General features: G+C 62.8%; 13 protein-coding genes and 1 tRNA gene. 4 read left to right on the top strand and 10 right to left on the bottom strand.

Annotated features, from left to right (window positions below; all coding sequences use genetic code 11):
• Positions 1–9 precede the first annotated feature (9 nt).
• Both HGO92_RS20195 and HGO92_RS20190 read right to left on the bottom strand, forming a co-directional pair.
• Positions 10–1,503 carry a malate:quinone oxidoreductase gene (locus tag HGO92_RS20195; RefSeq protein WP_169998048.1) on the bottom strand — a complete coding sequence of 498 codons (1,494 nt, stop codon included), beginning with the start codon at positions 1,501–1,503 and terminating at the stop codon, positions 10–12.
• Between the two features lie 149 nt (positions 1,504–1,652).
• Entirely contained in the window at positions 1,653–3,332 is a 1,680-nt protein-coding gene (locus HGO92_RS20190; RefSeq protein WP_169998046.1) for an ABC transporter substrate-binding protein, read from the bottom strand.
• Positions 3,333–3,457: 125 nt separating this feature from the next.
• Between HGO92_RS20190 and HGO92_RS20185 the strand changes: the two genes are divergently transcribed.
• Together HGO92_RS20185 and HGO92_RS20180 are read left to right on the top strand one after the other, a co-directional pair.
• Positions 3,458–5,179 (top strand): ABC transporter ATP-binding protein, encoded by a 1,722-nt coding sequence (locus tag HGO92_RS20185; protein WP_169998044.1) that lies wholly within the window; start codon positions 3,458–3,460, stop codon positions 5,177–5,179.
• Entirely contained in the window at positions 5,154–5,426 is a 273-nt protein-coding gene (locus HGO92_RS20180; RefSeq protein WP_169998043.1) for a hypothetical protein, read from the top strand. Before HGO92_RS20185 ends, HGO92_RS20180 begins: the two co-directional genes overlap by 26 nt.
• 8 nt (positions 5,427–5,434) lie before the next feature.
• Here the strand turns inward: HGO92_RS20180 and HGO92_RS20175 are convergent, their stop codons facing one another.
• From HGO92_RS20175 to bcp, 5 genes are all read right to left on the bottom strand, one after another.
• Positions 5,435–6,379, bottom strand: a complete 945-nt coding sequence (locus HGO92_RS20175; RefSeq protein WP_169998041.1) for an ABC transporter permease — start codon at positions 6,377–6,379, stop codon at positions 5,435–5,437.
• A complete protein-coding gene (locus HGO92_RS20170) occupies positions 6,376–7,380 on the bottom strand; it encodes an ABC transporter permease (RefSeq protein ID WP_169998039.1) in 1,005 nt (334 codons plus the stop codon). The genes HGO92_RS20175 and HGO92_RS20170 overlap by 4 nt, the downstream gene beginning before the upstream one ends.
• 124 nt (positions 7,381–7,504) lie before the next feature.
• A complete protein-coding gene (locus HGO92_RS20165) occupies positions 7,505–9,202 on the bottom strand; it encodes an ABC transporter substrate-binding protein (RefSeq protein ID WP_169998037.1) in 1,698 nt (565 codons plus the stop codon).
• Between the two features lie 282 nt (positions 9,203–9,484).
• A tRNA-Leu gene (locus tag HGO92_RS20160) sits at positions 9,485–9,569 on the bottom strand.
• Between the two features lie 114 nt (positions 9,570–9,683).
• Entirely contained in the window at positions 9,684–10,154 is a 471-nt protein-coding gene (gene bcp, locus HGO92_RS20155; RefSeq protein WP_169998035.1) for a thioredoxin-dependent thiol peroxidase, read from the bottom strand.
• Positions 10,155–10,250: 96 nt separating this feature from the next.
• Here bcp and HGO92_RS20150 point away from each other — a divergent pair, with 96 nt between their 5' ends.
• Positions 10,251–10,733 carry a MarR family winged helix-turn-helix transcriptional regulator gene (locus HGO92_RS20150; protein ID WP_169998033.1) on the top strand — a complete coding sequence of 161 codons (483 nt, stop codon included), beginning with the start codon at positions 10,251–10,253 and terminating at the stop codon, positions 10,731–10,733.
• A gap of 156 nt (positions 10,734–10,889) precedes the next feature.
• Here the strand turns inward: HGO92_RS20150 and HGO92_RS20145 are convergent, their stop codons facing one another.
• The 3 genes from HGO92_RS20145 to HGO92_RS20135 all read right to left on the bottom strand — a co-directional run bounded on the left by HGO92_RS20145 (position 10,890) and on the right by HGO92_RS20135 (position 13,054).
• Positions 10,890–11,621, bottom strand: coding sequence for a DUF72 domain-containing protein (locus HGO92_RS20145; protein ID WP_169998031.1), 732 nt, complete (start codon positions 11,619–11,621; stop codon positions 10,890–10,892).
• A gap of 171 nt (positions 11,622–11,792) precedes the next feature.
• Positions 11,793–12,503, bottom strand: a complete 711-nt coding sequence (locus HGO92_RS20140; RefSeq protein ID WP_169998029.1) for an RES domain-containing protein — start codon at positions 12,501–12,503, stop codon at positions 11,793–11,795.
• Positions 12,500–13,054 carry a hypothetical protein gene (locus HGO92_RS20135; protein ID WP_169998027.1) on the bottom strand — a complete coding sequence of 185 codons (555 nt, stop codon included), beginning with the start codon at positions 13,052–13,054 and terminating at the stop codon, positions 12,500–12,502. The genes HGO92_RS20140 and HGO92_RS20135 overlap by 4 nt, the downstream gene beginning before the upstream one ends.
• Before the next feature lie 675 nt (positions 13,055–13,729).
• Between HGO92_RS20135 and HGO92_RS20130 the strand changes: the two genes are divergently transcribed.
• Positions 13,730–14,653 carry an EcsC family protein gene (locus tag HGO92_RS20130; RefSeq protein ID WP_346769036.1) on the top strand — a complete coding sequence of 308 codons (924 nt, stop codon included), beginning with the start codon at positions 13,730–13,732 and terminating at the stop codon, positions 14,651–14,653.
• Positions 14,654–14,668 lie beyond the last annotated feature (15 nt).

Below are 14,668 nucleotides of genomic sequence, written 5' to 3'. Positions count from 1 at the left end.
GGCTGAAGCTTAACCGAGTTCGAGGACCCGGTTGGTATCCGCGGTGATGTCCGCCAGCAGGGACGGGTTCTCGTTCAGCTTGGCGCCGTAGCCCGGAATCATTTCCTTGAGCTTCGGCTCCCAGCCCTTGAACTCGCTGGGGAAGCAGCGCTGGAGGACCTGGATCATGATGGGCGCTGCCGTGGAGGCACCCGGCGAAGCGCCGAGCAGGCCGCTGATGCTGCCGTCGGCGGAGGTAATAACCTCCGTGCCGAACTGCAGGACACCGCCCTTCTTGGGATCCTTCTTGATGACCTGGACGCGCTGGCCGGCCGTGATGAGCTCCCACGAATCCCCGTTGGCTTCCGGGTAGAAATCGCGCAGTGCGGCGACCTTCTTCGGCCGGCTTTTGAGGACCTCGGTGATCAGGTACTTGACCAAGCCCAGGTTGTCCTTGCCGACGGCCAGCATGGGGATCAGGTTGTGGGTCCGCACGGACAGCGGCAGGTCCAGGAACGAGCCGGACTTCAGGAAGTTCGGGGAGAAGCCGCCGTACGGGCCGAACAACAGGGAGCGCTTGCCATTGACGAAACGGGTGTCCAGGTGCGGCACGGACATGGGTGGGGCACCCACGGACGCCTGGCCGTAGACCTTGGCGTTGTGCTGGGCGATGACCGCGTCATCGGTGGAGCGCAGGAACTGCCCGGAAACCGGGAAGCCGCCGAAGCCCTTGGACTCCGGAATGCCCGAGCGCTGCAGCAGGTGCAGCGCGCCGCCGCCGGCGCCGACGAACACGAAACGGGCGGAGACCTTGGAGACCTCGCCGGTGGAGTTGTTCTTGACCTTCACATCCCAGCGGCCGTCGCTGGCGCGGGAGACGTCGAGTACCTTGTGTCCGTAGTGCATTTCAACGCCCTGGGCACCCATGTAGCCGGCCAGTTCGCGGGTCAGCGCGCCGAAGTCGACGTCGGTGCCGCCGGCTACGCGGGAGCCGGCCACACGCTGCTGCGGGTCGCGGCCCTGCATGACCAGCGGCACCCACTTTTCCAGCTCGGCATGGTCTTCGGAGAACTCAATCTCCTGGAACAACGGCTCGGCGCGGAGCGCTTCGTAGCGGCGCTTGAGGTAGTCCGCGTGGTCGTTACCCCAAACAAAGCTCATGTGCGGCAGGGGGTTGATGAATCCCTTCGGGGACCCGATGTGTCCCTGGGAAACCATATGCGACCAGAACTGGCGCGAAACGTGGAACTGCTCGTTGATGCCCACCGCTTTGGCCGTAGCCACGGAGCCGTCCGCAGCAGCCGGGGTGTAGTTCAGCTCGCAGAGCGCGGCGTGTCCTGTTCCCGCGTTGTTCCACGGGTCGGAGCTCTCCAGTCCGGCCTGCGCCAGGTTCTCGTAGAGATTGATGCTCCACTCGGGCTGCAGCTGCTTGATAAAGGAGCCGAGCGTCGTGCTCATAATGCCGCCGCCGATCAGGGCAACGTCGATGTTCTTGGATGATCCCGAAGGGGTATTAGCAGTCAACTTCCATCTCCCATAGCAGCTTTGCCAGCGCTTAGAAGACTACCGCGCCCCTGTCGTGAGACTAAAATTGCCCGAGCGCATTGTGACCCAATAGACAGACGTTTCGGCGCTGTGGCGTTAATATGTGCCTGATACACGCCGCACCGGTCTTAGGCGTCCGGCCGCAGCCTGACCAGATTGTAGACCTCGTCCAGCATCGGACTGGCCGGATAGCTGACCACCCTGGGCCCCATGGCAAGGGCGGAAACAGGGAACGCCAGCGGTACGGCCGGTACCAGCCGGGCCACCTGGTTATTGATCGTCAGGTACGCCTGGTTGCGTTCCTCACCGGCGGGCAGGGTCCGGGCACGGGCAATCCGGTTGAACAGCTGCACATTCTTGAAACCGAATTCGGGGCTGGGTGCGCCGAAGAGCGGGCCCAGGAAGTTGTCCGGATCCCGGTAACTGCCGCTCCACCCACCGAGATGGAGGGCGTGGTCCGAGGACGTCTGCACCCGGTCCAGATAGCCGTCCTCCCAGGCCAGGGGCTGGGGCTGGATATTCATGCCGACGGCTGTCAGCTGGCGGCTGAGCTCGGCATAGATTTTCTCCGGCGTCGGCAGATAGGCCCGCGTGACGTTCAGCGGGTAGTAGAAAGGAATCTCTTCGCCGTCGTAACCTGTTTCTTCCAACAGTTCACGGGCGCGCTCCGGGTTGTACTCGAAGTAAGGGATGTCTTCGCTGGTCACACCCAGGCTGCGAGGCACAAACTGCTTTGCCTCGGTGGTCCCCTGCAGGAAGAAGTCCTCGATCAGCACGGAGCGGTCGATGGCATGGGCGATCGCCTGGCGCATCCGCAGATCCGCCAGCAGGCCGAATTCCTGGTTCATGCCCAGATAGGAGACGGAGAAGGGATCCCGCTGCAGAATCTGCATCCCACTGCGGGCCAGCCCCGCATATGTTTCCGGGGTGACAAGGTCATAGCCGTCAATCCTGCCGGACTGCAGCGCCCGCAACCGCGCAGCCGGATGGGGCAATGTCTGGAAGACAACCGTGCTTACCTGCGCCGCCGGGCCCCAGTAGTTTTCGAAGGTGGTGAGGTTGACCTGCTCGTCGGACCAGGCCTTGAAGCGGAACGGACCGGTCCCAACGGGGTGCTGCGCAAACGCGGAGAGCTTGGTCCCTCCACGCTCCTGGTTCAGCTCATCGGCAGTTCCCTCTGCGAGAGCAGCCGGTGACGCGATGGCGAAGGCCGGCGCGGACAAGGCTGCAATCAGCCCGGAGAACCTGCGGTTGAGGTTCAGCCGCAGTTCGTTCGGTGCCAGGACCTCGCAGTCCTTGTACAGAGAGGTCTCATCTTCATCGGCGAAGGCCTCGAACACCGAAGCGAAGGACAAGACACCTTCCGCCGGACGGGCAGTCCTAGGCAGCCTGTACCAGCGTTCAAAATTCGCCTTCACAGCTTCGGCGTCGAACGGCGTGCCGTCGTGGAACTCGACGCCTTCACGCAGTGTGAAGCGGTAGGCCCGGCCGTCGTCGAGCTCTTCCCACTCGGTAGCGAGCAGTGGCTTGGGGACTCCCGTGTCGGGATCGACGCCGATCAGCGTCTCCATGATCTGCCGGGTGACCCGGAACGACTCCGAGTCCATCAGCAGCGCGGGATCGAGGCCGGCGGGATTGGCAGCCGTGCCCATGGTGAAGGTCAGGTCCGTGGCCGGTACGGATGTCCCCGAGGGCGTGGCCGTGCCCGTCGATGGCGAACCAGGCTCGCCCGTACAGCCGGTGAGCAGGACCACAGCTGCCGCCGCGCCAGCCTTCAGAAAGCTGCGGCGCGCGGGCAGGTATGACACTCGTGAGCTCCTCGTGGCCGAATTTGCGGAATTCTCAGTCTAATTGATATGCGGTGAGATAAAGAAGCCGGAAAACCTTAGCGAGATGCAGGCCACATCCAGTGTAGATGGGGCACGATAGAGCAATGAGCGAATCTGCCGAGGCCCCGCCGCTGCTTGAGGTCAGCAATCTGGCCGTCAATTTCCGGACCACCTACGGTGACGTCTCCGCCGTCCAGGATGCGAGTCTTCGCCTGCACGCGGGCAGGACGTTGGCTATCGTCGGCGAGTCCGGTTCCGGCAAATCGACCACGGCCATGGCGATCATCGGGCTGTTGCCGAAAAACGGACGCATTACGGCGGGCAGCATCGTCTTCGACGGCCGGGAACTTGTGGGCCTGCCCGAGGATAAAATGCGCAGGATCCGGGGCCGCCAAATTGGATTGGTGCCGCAGGATCCGATGTCCAACCTTAACCCGGTCACGAAAATCGGCACCCAGGTGGCCGAAACTTTGCTGGTTCACGGAATGGCAACGGGCAGGAATGTCAACGCGCGGGTGGTGGAAGTACTGCAGGCCGCCGGATTGCCGGACGCGGCCGAACGGGCCAAACAGTACCCGCACGAATTCTCCGGCGGAATGCGGCAGCGGGCCTTGATCGCCATCGGCATGGCCTGCCGGCCGCGGCTGCTGATTGCCGACGAGCCGACCTCGGCACTGGACGTGACCGTGCAGCGGACCATCCTGGACCAGATCGACCGGATGACCGAGGAACTAGGTACCTCCGTCCTGCTGATCACCCATGACTTGGGCCTGGCTGCGGAACGCGCCTCAGATCTGGTGGTGATGCACCGCGGCAAGGTTGTGGAGACCGGGCCGGCCGAACAACTGCTCAACGACCCGCAGCACCCGTACACCCAGTCCCTGGTGAAGGCCGCACCGAGTGTGGCCGCCGTGCGGCTGCAGCCTGGCGCCTACACGGCAAGTACCGACGAACGGATCCGGCACGCGGAAGAAACGTTCTCCGAGCACGCGGCAACCGCCGCCGAGCCGCAGCGGACCGACAACATCGTGCAGCTGCGCGACTTGACCAAGATCTACAAGATCCGCGGCAAGTCGGAGGACTTCTACGCGGCCAGAAACGTCACGCTGGATGTGCCGCGGGGACGGACTGTGGCGATCGTGGGGGAGTCGGGGTCCGGTAAGACGACCACGGCTCGGATGCTGCTGAAGCTGATCGAGCCCTCCAGCGGGACCATGACATTTGACGGGATGGACGTGGCCAGGCTGACCAAGGTTCAGCTGCGTGATTTCCGGCAGCGCGTCCAACCGGTGTTCCAGGATCCGTATTCTTCGCTGAATCCGATGTTCACCGTCGGGCGCATCGTCGAGGAACCGTTGAGTACCTATAAAAGAGGCAACGCCCAACAGCGTGCGGCGCGTGTGCGTGAGCTGATGGACCAGGTGGCCCTGCCGCACAGCATGCTTCGCCGCTACCCTTCCGAACTCTCCGGCGGCCAACGCCAGCGCGTGGCCATCGCACGTGCCTTGGCGTTGAAGCCGGAACTGTTGATTTGCGATGAACCCGTCTCGGCCCTGGACGTCTTGGTCCAGGCCCAGATCCTGAAGCTGCTGGGCGACCTGCAAGCCGAAATGGGTCTGAGCTACCTCTTCATTTCACACGATCTGGCCGTGGTCCGGCTGATTTCGGACTACGTCTGCGTGATGAAGGACGGCGAAATCGTCGAGTCCGACACCTCGGAGGAGGTCTTTACGAATCCCCGCCACCCTTACACCCGGCAGCTGCTTGCCTCCATCCCGGGCAATGAGTTGGAGATCTACGGTGACGACGCCGGCATCGCCTCCTGACGACGAACACCGTCCGGAGGGTTTTGGTTTCAGGACAGGAGTCCGCAGCGAGGCCGTTGCTGTCGGGTGTGCTGTGTTTGTCCTCGTCCTCGGCACGATCCTGCTGATCATCGGCGCCGTGATTTTCGCCGGGGAGGGGCAGTGGGGCTTTGTGCTCGGACTAGCGATCCTGGAGCTGTTGTTCATTGCCGGATTCGTTGCGATGCTGCACATGGCCAGGCAGCGCCACCGGCCGCGCCCGGACTGATCGATCGCCTATTTCTGGCGTGACTTGGGGTCCAGTGCTTCCCGCAAAGACTCGCCCAGGAGAGTGAAGCCCAAGGCCGTGATGGCTATGCAGAGACCCGGCAGGAAGGCCAGCTGAGGCGCAATGCCGAGCTCGTCCTGGGCATAGGTCAGCATGCGTCCCCACTCGGCTGTCTGTGGCCGCCCGCCGCCCAACCCGAGAAAGGACAGCGCAGCTGCGTCAATGACAGCGGTGGCCAAGGTCAGGGTGGCCTGGACAATGACAGGGCCCACGCTGTTGGGCAGCAGATGGCTCATGGTGATGGTGCCGCGGCTCAAGCCAAGCGTCTGTGCGGCCAGGATGTAGTCCGCGCCGCGCTGGGAAATCATGGAAGATCGCAGCAATCTGGCGAAAATCGGAACCTGGGACACGCCGATGGCGATCATGATCGCATAGGCTCCCTGTCCGAGGGCAGCGGCAATGGACACGGCCAGCAGCAGGTTCGGGACCGAAAGCAGGATATCCACCAGCCGCATGATCACGTTGTCTACCCAGCCGCCGAAGCCGCCCGCGAGCACTCCAAGCAGCATGCCCCCGGCTAGGCCCAGGGCCGTGGAAACGACACCGATCAGCAGCGACGACTGCGCACCCCAGATGAGCTTGCTGAGCAGATCTCCGCCGAAGCGGTCCAACCCGAGCACAAAGCCGGGAACTTCCCCCGGCCCCGGGATATGGGTCGGTGTGATGTGGGTACGTCCCGGTAAGTCCTCACCGCCGTAGGGAGCCAGCACCGGTGCCAGCGCAGCAACGAGCAGGAACGCCATGACGATGATGGCTCCGGCAATGGCTTGCGGATTGCGGCGCAACCGGTAGAACGCGTCTTTCCAGAGGCTGGTCCCGCCGGAGTCAGGTAACGCCGGATCTTTGCTGGCGGAGTCGTTCCCGCCTGGAGCGGGCGGAAGAGTTGTGCTCATTGGACACGCACCCTCGGGTCAATGATGCTGTAGGAAATATCGACAATGAGGTTGATGAGTGAATAGAGGATGGCGATAAAGATGATGAACCCTTGGAGAACCGGATAATCGAGGTTAAAGATGGCATCTCGTAGGAAACGGCCGATGCCACTGAATGCAAAGACTGTTTCGGTCAGAACGGCACCGGATATCAGCAGACCCAACTGCAGGCCGATGGTGGTGGTCACCGGCAGCATCGCGTTGCGCAGGATGAATCGGTTGCGGATGGTTCTTTCGAGCAATCCTTTGGCCTTTGCGGTCCTCACGTAGTCGGCGTTCTGGACCTCCAGGACCGAGGCGCGGGTAATGCGCACGATGATAGCCAGCGGGATGGTTCCCAAGGCAATGCCGGGCAGGATCAGGTGCATGAAGGCGTCCCAGGAGGCATCCCATTCCCGGGTCAGGAGGCCGTCGAGTACATAGAAGTCCGTCACATGGGTGGCGTTAATCCGGGCGTTCTGCCGGCCATCTGTGGGGAAGATGGGGATCTTGATGGCGAAGAGCCATTTCAGGATGAAGGCCAGAAAGAACACCGGAATCGTGATGCCGATCAGGCTCAGGACAACGGAGCCGTGGTCCGGCCAGCGGCCGTAATGCTTCGCGGCAAGGTAGCCGAGCGGAATGCCGATTCCAATAGCGAAGATGAGCGCCACGATCGTCAGTTCCAAAGTCGCGGGAAAACGCGTGGCGAATTCTTCCAGCACCGGACGGCCGGTCAGCAGCGACGTGCCGAAGTCTCCCTGGAGCAGCTTGCCCATGTAGATGAAGTACTGCTCGATGAGCGGGCGGTTGAAGCCGTACAGTTCATTGATTCTTTCGACGGCTTCCGGTGTTGCCCGGTCACCGAGCAGGGCAGTGGCGGGTCCGCCGGGGAGGCTCCGCACCCAGAGGAACAACAGGATCGATAACCCCAGCAGGGTCGGTACGAGCAACGCCAGGCGTTTGCCGATGACTCTTAACACTGTGTCCTTTCGCCCGGCTGTTTACGGTGTGGATTTTGAACAGACCCGCTCGTCCGGCCCGGGCACATTCAGGCCCGGGCCGGACGGATGCGGCGCAGCACGACTCCGGCTGGCAGCGCCGGCGCTATTCGCTGAGCGTGATCATGTTGAAGACCTCGTCGTTGACGGGGCTGGCCGGGTAGGACTCGACCCGCGGAGCGAAGCCCAGGGACGGGGCAGGGTGTGCCAGCGGGATCGCCGGGACATACTCCGCGATGTCCGCATTGATTTCTTCGTACAGCGGAGTCTGCTCTTCCAGCTTGCTGACCTGACGCGCTTCGTCCAAGGCATTGAAGAGGTCCGGATTGTTGAAACCGAACTCCGGCTTCTCCCGTCCGAAGAACACACCCACAAAGTTGTCCGTGTCGTTGTAGTCCCCGGTCCAGCCCAGCAGATGGATGCCATGGTCGGAACTGCCCTGGACACGATCGAGATAATCGGGAGACCACTTGTCCGGAGCCGCCTCGATGGTGATTCCCACTTCTTCAAGCTGGGCACTGAGGTTGGTGAAGACCTGTTCCGGAGTAGGCATGTACGGCCGGGAGACACCCGTGGGGTAGTTGAATTCCAAGGTCAAGCCGTCTGCATAACCTGCTTCTGCCAACAGCTCCTTGGCCCGTTCCGGGTCGTATTCGTAAGTCGGCACGTCTTCGTTGTAACCGTTGACGATCGGGGGGATGAACTGGCTGGCAACCTGGGTCCCTTCGGGCAGGGTCTGCCGCACCAGGGCTTCCTTGTCGATCGCGTGCGACAGTGCCTGGCGGACCAGAGGATCCGCCAGCGCCTTTACTTCCTGATTGATGCCAAGGTAGAGGATGGTGAAGGGGTCGCGGTTGATGATCTTGAAACCGGCATCTGCCAGCGCCTTTGTGTCGGCAGGAGCCACGAGGTCATAGCCGTCAATGGTCCCGGCTTCGAGGGACTGGCGGCGGGCCTGCGGATCGTCGAGGACTCGGAAGATGACCTTCTGGACCTGGCCCTGTTCTCCCCAGTAGCCGTCGAACGCGGAGACCTCGACCTGCTGGCCGACGTCCCAGCTGTCGAACTTGAACGGCCCTGTGCCCACGGGGTGGGACTTTGCATACTCGCTGAGGACCGGGGCTTCGGCTGACCCGCCGATGTCATCGGCGTTGAATTCCTCGAGGGCCGTCGGACTCTGCATCGCGAAGGCCGGGAGGGACAGGGCTGCGATGAAGCCGGCGAATGGCTGTGCCAGATTGACGGTCACTTCCGTTTCGCTCACCGCTTCACAGGAACCATAAACTGCGGTGTCAGGGCTGTCCGCAAAGCCTCGGAACAGCGAGTTGTAGTAGTAGCTGACCGATTCGGACTGCTGCAGCCCCTCGAAGTTGTACCAACGGTCAAAGTTGAAGCAGACAGCTTCGGCATTGAATGCGGTGTCGTCGTGGAACTTTACGCCTTCCTTGAGTTGGAAGGTGTAGGACAAGCCGTCTTCGGAACTGTCCCAAGATTCGGCCAGCAAGGGAGCCGGATCTGCCGTGCCTGGTTCCACTCCCACGAGGCCTTCAAAGATTTGGCGGCTGACGCGGAAGGACTCGCCGTCACTGGCGAAGGCCGGGTCGAGGGACTTCGGGTCGGATGAGGCAGCAAAGATGAAAGTGGAATTGACGCCCGTGTCCTCTCCGGTTCCTCCCGTAGCGCCGCGCTCGCTTTCGGCGCAGCCGGTCAATATGAGGGCGCTGGCGGCAAGCCCTGCTGTGATCGCGGCCGTACGCCTGCGTGCGCGTCGCCATCTGCCCGGTGTTGTGCCCCTGAACGACATGAATTTCTCCTCGTCAACGAGTGATGTCTGGACAGCGCGGATGTCTGCGCGCCCGGGCCTCCCGTGTTGTACGCGGGTCTGCTTGTTGAGAGCCTAGTCACAAGTTCAAAGGAAAGCATCGCTTTCACACTTTGGCGTGGTCCAAATATCATCACAATTTGGTCACGTGGCTCGGGGTGACCGCCGACCGCAAGCAGCGGTACCGGTAAGGCGAAACGACGACGCCGGGTGGCGGCTTAACCACGAAACGGTTCCCGTCAGGACGGGAACCGTTTCTTCACCTGGTGCGCAAGGCGGGACTTGAACCCGCACGTCCGAAGACACTGGAACCTAAATCCAGCGCGTCTGCCAATTTCGCCACTCGCGCAGTGCTGTACGGCCTAGCCGCAAGCCAGCATCAATTATACCTGCTCCCGGCCTCCGGCTTGCGCAGGCTCGTCCCGGACCACTGTGGCCGGACGCCGGGATCATATGAACCGGGTTAGTCGAGCCCAAGGTCCCGGCGCAGTTTGGCTACGTGTCCGGTAGCCCGAACGTTGTACTGCGCCAACGAGACCTTGCCCTCGGGGTCCACCACAATAGTGGAGCGGATCAGGCCCTCATACGTCTTGCCATAGTTCTTCTTTTCACCCCAGGCGCCATAAGATTCGGCAACCGAATGGTCTTCGTCGGAGAGCAGCGGGAAGTTTAGTTCTTCCTTTTCTGCGAACTTCACGAGTTTCGGAAGCGGATCGGGCGAGATGCCGACCACGTCGTAGCCGGCTCCCTGCAGGGACGCGATGTTGTCGCGGAAATCGCAGGCTTCCTTGGTGCAGCCTGGCGTGGACGCCGCAGGGTAAAAATAGACGACGACGTTGCGGCCGCGGAAATCAGCCAGCGAGACAGTGCTCCCGGTGGAATCCTGCAGTGCAAAAGCGGGGGCGTCTTCGCCTGATGTCAATCGTTCGGCCATTCCGGCAGCTCCTTTGTAGGTTGGTGCGTCGCACCCAGCTTAGCCAATTGTGCACATGGGCCCTCAAGAGAGAAGCAGGCTGGCTATAATCGGATAATGCCGGATTTAAACAACTGGCCGACGCCACGGTTGCTGTCAACTGCCGCGCGATTGGTCGAGCACGCTTGGAATGAAAAGCTCGCCTCCCTGGGCCTGACCCATGCGGGGGTCATCGCGCTGGAAGTCCTCGACGGTGAAGGCCCTATGGCGCAGGCCCAACTAGCCGCCAAAGTCCGGGTTCAGGCGCAAACAATGGGGAAGACTCTATCCAGGCTGGAAGCGCACGGGCACATTACCCGCGTCCGTAACCAAGCTGACAGGCGCTCGCAGCAGGTAGCTGTTTCGGACCTGGGCCAGACGGCGCTTGAACAAGCTCGGGAGCTTGAACGGAACCTGACTCCCGGCGGTGAGGTCGGGGTGGAGGAACTGCGCGACCGGCTGGCGGCCGTCATCCGACGGCTGGGTTCTACCCGCTGGGGTGTGGATATGCCGGACACCATGCGGATGGCGGCTAACGAGAGTCTGCCCGACCAGAGCTGAAGCGCCGCAGTAGTTGCAGCTGTGGAGTTTTTTCGAGGCGGGGACGCACCGAGCCGGACCAGGTTTCCGGCCGCGGCGCGTTCCCGTTTTCTTTGTCGCAATGAACCCGACGCGGGCCTTCGTGTCGTGAGGCTCTGTCGGAAATGCCCGCCCGTCTCAGCCTTGGCCGAGGAAGTGGCGCAGCGTACCGGCGTTGCGGACGGCGTGCCCGTGGCCGTCGTTGTTGAAGTACACGAAGACGTCTTTCCCATCGGCCTCCCATTCGCGAATCCTGTGCGCCCACCAGCCAAGGTCTTGATCAGAGTAGGACCCGGCATAGAGGTGATTGTGGTCGGGACCGTGCAGGCGCACGTAGACGAAAGGTGCAGTGGCTTCCAGGATGCACGGCAGGTTGGCACCGCTCATGATGCAGTACGCGGCGCCGTGGTGTGCCAAGAGCGCATATACGTCCGGGTGGTGCCAGCTGGAGTGCCGGAATTCAAGGGTGACCCGGATCCATTCCGGTAGCAGGTCCAGAAAGTAACCGAGCCGGGCATCGTCGCGTTCCATGCCCGGCGGAAGCTGCACCAGCAGGACCGCGCGCTTGCCGGCCAGCTCGTGCCAGGAAGACGTGATTCGCTCAATCCAAAGCTCCGGTGCGTATAGCTTCCTGGCGTGGGTGAGTCCACGGGGTGCCTTGACCGAGAGGGCGAAGCCGTCGGGCAGCCGCCGGCGCCAACCGGCGAACGTACCATCGCGCGGCCAACGGTAGAAGCTGGCGTTCAGCTCAACGGTGTCGAACCGGCGCACGTAATGGCCCAGACGGTCCCGGGAGGGTGTACCGCCGGGATAGAGGACATGGTCCCAGTGGGCATAGCTCCAACCAGAGGTGCCGATCCGGATGCTCAACAGTACTCACCTCCGCCGCGCGTCACGTTTTTCAGAGTCTTCATGCACTTCGCATGGCGAGCATACTGTGCCACCCGTTCTACCTTGTGCCCCCTTCGTCTCTCTGCGGGCCGGAGGTCCTGGTGACGGGCTGGATTGAGGTGAAGGCCCCTGCTGCCCGATCCGGGCCGGCTAGCGTCGTACGTCCACGTTCAGGGGAGCGCAGAACCGGTGCAGCCACCCGTAGTCGGCCGGCAGGGCGAACACTCTGGCGAACCCGGTGTCGACGGCCAGATCGTCTTCGCTCACCCGGTCCCCGAAGAACATGTACGCCCTGTCCGTGTTGCATTGCCGGCTCATCCAGACCAAGCCGTCGAATCCTTCCGGGTGGGCATGGGCGGCTGCTGCCCACAGCGCGGTTTCCAGGTAGCGGTCGGCCTCGGTCCTGGTGAGGTCTCTGGCCTCGACACCCAGGGTGCGCAGCCCGGTTCCCATGAAGGAAGCCAGCCGTAACTCCCGGCGCGGCAGCAGGCGGCCCATCACTTTGTCCTCGTAGTCGCCGGGCCGCAGCGCGCCACCGGAAATCGGGACGTCGTGCAACAGCGTTTCGCACACCGCAGCCTCGTCTGTCTGGGCGGCATAGAGCGTTGGGACGGGCGGATCCCCGAAGAAGGCAAAACGGGTGGGCCTGCCCCTTCCCGGGTTGAACGTGTTGGCGTGACGCTTGGGCCGGTTGGCGAACAACCGGTACAAGTGCGATCCAGGGGGCAGGATCCACTGCTGGGCTTCTACTTCCCCTCGCCGAAACTTCTCAAGCCGCTCCCCGCGCTGCTGCTCCGAGAGCTGGTCATAGGACGTATCTGCCTGCTCCTCGAGCCGGCTCCATGCATCCTCAGAGGTCACCACTCAACCCCGTAGTGGCCTTCGGCTGCGGCCAGCACCCGCTCGGGTTCGTGCAGATGGTCGACGGGGCGGTCACCGTCCAAGTAGCCGCTGGGGTCGCACAGCCACTGGGCTAGGTCTTCGTCGGTGCGCCCGTGTTCCCGGATGACCGCGATCAGCCCGGGGACGACTTCCCGGATCCGGCCAGTCTCCTGGTCGAACTGGAAGCCCGGGTAGACCAGGGCATTGCGGCGCCGGACGCCGATGAGCTGGCCGGCCTTCCGCTTGTCTGATGCGTAGGAGCTGCGGCCCGATGCCCTGGAACCGAGCAGTTCGCCGACCTGGCTTCCGGTGAGCATGCCGAACTCGGCCTCAATGGCTCGCCACGCGTTTTCCGTCGACTGCATGCCCGCGACAACTTCGGGGCTAACCGGCAGTGGGAGTGAGGCGAGGGCCGGGCGGATCGCTTCCATGCTGCGGTGCAGGTTCACGAGCGCGCCGTCCAGTACATCTCGTAGCGCGGCTGAGTCGGCCCGCAGCTGGTCTTCCCGGTGGTGGATTTCCGTGTTCACAGCCACTCCTTCCTGTGCTTCCTGCATCTCAGTCTAGTTCAGGAAGCGGCAGAAAAATAGCCGGCACCTGCTCCGATAGGGCTGTCCGAACCTATGCACAGGCATGAAAATGCCCGAGCGGAGTGACTGCTGCCAGCTGCGCCCGGGCATACCGTCGTGAGCGCCCGCGGAGAATAAATATCCCGTACATAGCCCTTGAGCCGATTTTGGGCAATAAGAAACCCCGCCTGTCCAAGTAGTTTGCTTGGTCAGGCGGGGTTTCTTGTCCTGTGCACCCCCCGGGACTCGAACCCGGAACCCATTGTTCTGGAGTCGGCCCTCAGGGCCTTCCGCGTGTTTTCGGGAATTTCCCGCCGATACTGGGGCAAATAGCCTTTCAGAACTCCTTTATGGGTGGTCCGAGCGCTAGTGAGCGCTAGTGAGATACAGAATAAATAGCCCGTAAATAGCCCGGCGGACTCTTGTGGGGCTACTTACCCCCTTGCCCAAAGATGTCATCGAAGACAGCTCGGTTGTCCACCATCACCAGCTCCTCCTCGACGTAGTATTCACGTGTCACGGCACTACTTGAGTGTCTTAGCTGTTCGGCCGCAGCTTCCAGTCCCGATGAGCGTTTAATCATCGTGGCCGTGGACTTCGAGAGCTCAAGCGGTTGTAGCCAAGGGGCAGAATTTTGTGGCGAAGGGCGCACAAGCTGTCGGAAAAGGGGCCCGCAAGGCTGCCGACGCCCTCCCTGACTGGAGCGACACTGCGCTTGGGTCCATGCGCCGGGGCGTCGGCAGGGTGTCACGGGCGGGGCTCTCGCCCAGCAAGGTGGTGGCCAGCCACCAACGGCGTGGCCACGAGGTGACCCGGCTGCTCGACCTGCGCAGCCTTGACCTTGAGCAGATCGACGCTGTCCGCGGGTGGGGCGCGAGCTGGTCCTACCCGACTGCCGCTGCACTGTCGGGAGCGACTGCAGGTCTGGTCATCTCCGGGGGCCAGCTGGCCGTCCCCATTACGGCTGGAACATCGGCGGCCCCGTCGGGAATGGCGATCGCCGGCGCCCTTGTCGGTGATACTGCCTTCGTTCTCGGTCTGGCATCACGCGCCGTCGGCCATATTTCGCTGCTCTACGGGTACGATCCCGAGGAGCCTGCCGAGAAGCTCTTTGTGATGTCTGTCGTGAATGCCGGGACGGCAGTGTCCGCCGGCGCAAAGACCGCCGCGATGGCCGACATCTCGCGGCTTACCCAGGCGCTCGTCCGTCGCAAGAGCTGGGAGCTCCTCCTGGACACGTCGGTGGTCGCTCAGGTTTCCACAAAGCTGGCGGAGAGATTCGCCGTCCGTCTCACCAAGCAGGGGCTCGGCAAGGTCGTGCCCGCCGCCGGAATCGTCCTGGGCAGCGCCTTCAACTGGGCCACGCTGGAATCGATCGTTGACGTCGCCAACATCGAGTATCGGAAGCGGTTCCTTTTGGAGAAGTACCCGCACCTCGCCGACGATGAGGCAACGGCACCGCTGCAGGATGTCGGCGAGGTGGCCCCCGACGACGAGGCCGACGAGACGATCAGCGTCATCGATGAGCTTGTCGACGCCGGCGGACCCGACCTGCCTTAGTACAAAGGAAGCCCC

Origin of the sequence: Crystallibacter degradans, assembly GCF_012952295.1 — a bacterium.
Lineage (GTDB): Bacteria > Actinomycetota > Actinomycetes > Actinomycetales > Micrococcaceae > Crystallibacter > Crystallibacter degradans.
Note: the sequence above shows the minus strand (reverse complement) of the source record. Positions and strands in the feature narration are given on the sequence as shown.